The sequence below is a fragment of the Ancylothrix sp. D3o genome (assembly GCF_025370775.1).
Classification (GTDB): Bacteria; Cyanobacteriota; Cyanobacteriia; order Cyanobacteriales; family Oscillatoriaceae; genus Ancylothrix.
This window is the reverse complement of sequence record NZ_JAMXEX010000083.1, coordinates 1-3747: the sequence shown is the minus strand read 5'-3', so window position 1 is coordinate 3747 and position 3747 is coordinate 1. Positions and strand designations below refer to the sequence as shown.

The following is a 3747-nucleotide window of genomic DNA, read 5'->3' as shown; positions in this document are numbered from 1 at the left end:
AATCAGATTTCTGCTATCTATGGCTGTATTAGCAGCGGTACTCAGTGGCGTTTCTTAAAGCTAGAAGGCCAAACTGTAACCATTGATTTGACCGATTATCCGCTTTTTTCTGTAGAACAAATACTGGGTTTTTTGGTATGGATGGTCGAACAAAGTTAACTTTTTCCTTTCTCGCTATAAACTTTAAATCCTGAAATTAAACCGGACTCATCTAAGAATTCGACCGCTTTGCGTTTTTCTTCTTCACGGCTGCCGGTCGTAATAAACAGTAATTGCTGGATCTGCGGCTAACTTTTTTACTCTCCTTAATCCTACACATATCTCGTGGGTGGCTTGCGCGTCCTGGGTGCAAACTTCGGAGGGTTCAAACACGGTGTCTTCACCGAGCGACCAGAGACGTTGACCAATGACTTCTTCGTACCCAGGTCGACTTGGGCACGACGTGGAAGGCGACCTCTGAAGATGAGTATGAGTTCGAGGGTAGTGATCGCAAAACCGGCGACCTCAAGTGGATTGCTACCCGTGTTGACCTCATCTTCGGCTCAAATTCTCAACTCCGCGCCCTGGCAGAAGTCTATGGATGTGTGGACTCGCAGCAGAAGTTTGTCAATGACTTTGTGGCGGCGTGGGACAAGGTGATGAACCTTGACCGCTATGACCTTAAAACAGTCCAAGCCTCAAGCTCTGCGAGGGGTTTCTAAGCCTAGCGTCAGCTACGCTAACTTGCAGTAATTTTCAACGCGAGTAGAAGCTGGAGACAAAAATGAGAGTGGTGTTTCAAATTATCCTGAAACGTCGCTCTCAGCTTTAGACCCTGACACCAAGCCTACTTAGAAAGCTGAAATTGAGTTCTCGGTAGTGTCCAATTGGCGATCATTAACGTGAGCCAAAGCACATATAAAATCCAATATATAAAATAGCTGTCCACAACGTTATGTGCAGATGTATGCAGAGTAAATCTAACCTCTTGATGTACATCACTACTTGTTCCAAAGCATAACGGCAAAACGCAGCGGTGGCAGATAACCTCAGCAACCTCACAAGCGGCTTTTGTCCGTCCGCTGCCGTGAAGTGTTAGCCCGTCAAATATGCTTTCTCTTCACTTGCCTTACTCAGACGTATCAACCTTATTTTGAGGTTGCAAAACTTCTCTAACAAGCCTAGCTATGTCTTCGCCAAATTCGTTCTTTCCAACTATATATTCTACCCTGCTACCAATTTCTAATGCATGGAAAGCTTTAGGATCTTCTAGGAAAGTAGAGTGAAAATACAGATTTTCTGGTTGAGCAGAAATAAATCCGTAGCCTTTATCCTTATAAATGCGAGATACGGTGCTTTCTAAGATTGGTTGCGTTTTATCTTCAAAACTGTAAATAATTTTCTTGACATTAGTTGCTATATCGTCACCGCTTTGATTTTGTCCAATTTGATATTGGACTATATCATGCTGAGAAAGAGAACGGAAAGCTCCCTGGTCTTCCATTAAATACTGATTAAAGTATAGATTGCCAGCTTTAGAATAAATAAATCCCCATTGCTTATCAAAATTCAAACTTAAAATTGTACTTTCTCGGATAACTGGGTCATTTTCTTGAGTCTGATTAGCTTTGTGAATATTCTCAAAGGAGATTTCAAGTGGTTTTTCTGCATGAATGATAAATAAGGTCTTATCAGTTACAAGAAAGGCTTTTTCGATGTAGTGAATAATAGGAGATAAATCTGAATGAATCCAATCGCCTTTAGTTTTTTCGCGTGTTAAAAATATCACATCTGTCTTGCCTGCTCCATCTTTTCCACAAACCATAAACTTTAATATCTCATGAAAAATGATGAAGTCTCCGTATGGATCTTCTTTGTTCCGTTTATCTCCACAACCAGGAAATATTATTTCTCGGCGCTTTGTTTCATCTTTTTCTACCTCATACTTCTGCCACAAAGCATCATATTGTTTTTTGACAAAATCTACTTCTTTATCATCCAGAGATGGAATGATTGTTAACTTAGCACAAGCCTCCAATAAATTATCTACAACATAGATATTCTCATAATCTGTTGTCTTCCTTTCAATTTCTTGTGCAAGCCTCTCACTTAAAGTTTGTTCGTCTTCAAGAAGTTCATTTAACTTCTGTTGTTTCTCCGAGAGTAAATCCCAAATCTCAGGATAATCCTTGGACAAGGTGTTTTTCTTGCTTTCAAGAAAACTTTTGAGCTTATTCTTAATATCTTTGTAGGTTGATTGAAAATCCGATTGAATGCTTTTGAGGGGATTAAAGAAATCTTTATTAATAGTCCTTATTCTATTTCTTAGAAATTCTTTTTCGATTTGGGACGTTAGGAATAGCCGATCTTTATTTTGCTTTAAGAACTCAATTAGTTTGTCCTTCTCGATTTGAGACAACCCATAATATGCAAGAAGTACATTGGTATCAAGTATTACTGGTATTGATTCGTCTAGTTTTAGTGCTAATGAAAACCTATCAGCATAATTTTTCAGCGCATTGTGAGCAATCTCAATAGTTAATTTTTTGCTGGAATCGAAGCAAAACTCTGAATTAATTTTTAGTTCACTCATAAAAATAGATAGTTATAGGTGAGGTTTAATGTGCTATGCCTAACAGATTTAAGGTTACTTTCTCAGAACTAAGGTAGTCAAATAGTGAGCTATTTACAACCGCTATGCACCGGAATCTTCAGGATTGTCCTCACAAATAACTTGAGGGCTAACTATTTATTATACGGAAACTTTCCGTATAATCTTTTTCTCAATCCTAATACATCAAGCATTATAACGGATTCTTGCCTGAATCTACGGAAAACTTCTTTTTTACCCGCTTATTTAGGTATTATACAGAATTTTTCCGTATAACCACCCTTTACAGGAGGATTATATGGAATTTTTCCGTGTATCCCTTGATGTTATATAGAAATTTTCCGCATAACATCTTTATTTAGGATATTACACGGAATTTTCTGCACAACTTTCAATGCTTACTCCATTGGCATTAATTGGGACGATCCACGGTTTGCAGCTTGACTCAAAGCATTCATCGCACTAACAACTTGCTGAATTGCGATCGATTGTTGTTGAGTCGTTAGAGAGATTTGCTGACTATTCACTGTAATCGTATTGACTTCGAGCAGTTCATATTCTGTTGCTGTCGCTGCATTGAGTCGTTCCAACAATTCTCTGGAGCAATATGAGGACTGTCGAAGCACGTTTCATCAGGTAATAACGCCATTTTTTTTCTTTGCATAAATTACGCTTTATCTATTAAAGCAAATACGGGGTTTATTTCGTATGAATGGTCGAACAAAGTTAATTTTTTTACCCTCATCAAAGTCCTAAGTTTTTGGCAAATAGCGGGATGAACTATCATCTGGTCTGGCGTGTAGATAGCGCTCTGTTGTGGAAATGCTAGAATGTCCCAAAGTTGCTTGTACCAGATGTAGAGGAGCACCCCTATCTAATGAATGGGAAGCATGAGCATGACGCAGCCAATGAGGGGATACTTTTTGTTCCAGACCGGCCCGAATTGCCGCTGCTCTAACAATTCTTACAACATTGCTTGCTGCATAATGCCGGCCTGATTTAGTCGGGAACACCGGCATTGTTGAAGTAGCCTTTTTGCGTGTGGATTGTAAATCAAACCACAATTGTTCAGAGATAAGGATGTGGCGAAGTTTAGAACCTTTCCCTAAAATATCGACTTGCCCGCCTGGGATTCGTTTTTTTAAATCCTTCCACTT

The 3747-nt window shown here is 39.2% G+C and carries 4 protein-coding genes; 1 reads left to right on the top strand and 3 read right to left on the bottom strand.

What is annotated here, in order from left to right:
* Positions 1 to 243 precede the first annotated feature (243 nt).
* Positions 244 to 372 carry a hypothetical protein gene (locus NG798_RS27025; RefSeq protein WP_261226819.1) on the bottom strand — a complete coding sequence of 43 codons (129 nt, stop codon included), beginning with the start codon at positions 370 to 372 and terminating at the stop codon, positions 244 to 246.
* Positions 373 to 431: 59 nt separating this feature from the next.
* Between NG798_RS27025 and NG798_RS27020 the strand changes: the two genes are divergently transcribed.
* Positions 432 to 701: a hypothetical protein gene (locus NG798_RS27020; protein ID WP_261226818.1), complete on the top strand. Its 270-nt coding sequence runs from the start codon at positions 432 to 434 to the stop codon at positions 699 to 701.
* Positions 702 to 1108: 407 nt separating this feature from the next.
* Here the strand turns inward: NG798_RS27020 and NG798_RS27015 are convergent, their stop codons facing one another.
* On the bottom strand, positions 1109 to 2572 hold the full coding sequence (locus NG798_RS27015) for a PIN-like domain-containing protein (RefSeq protein ID WP_261226817.1): 1464 nt from the start codon (positions 2570 to 2572) through the stop codon (positions 1109 to 1111).
* A 770-nt stretch (positions 2573 to 3342) separates the two neighbouring features.
* Positions 3343 to 3747: tyrosine-type recombinase/integrase (locus tag NG798_RS27010; RefSeq protein ID WP_261226816.1), on the bottom strand; the 405-nt coding region annotated here is incomplete at its 5' end.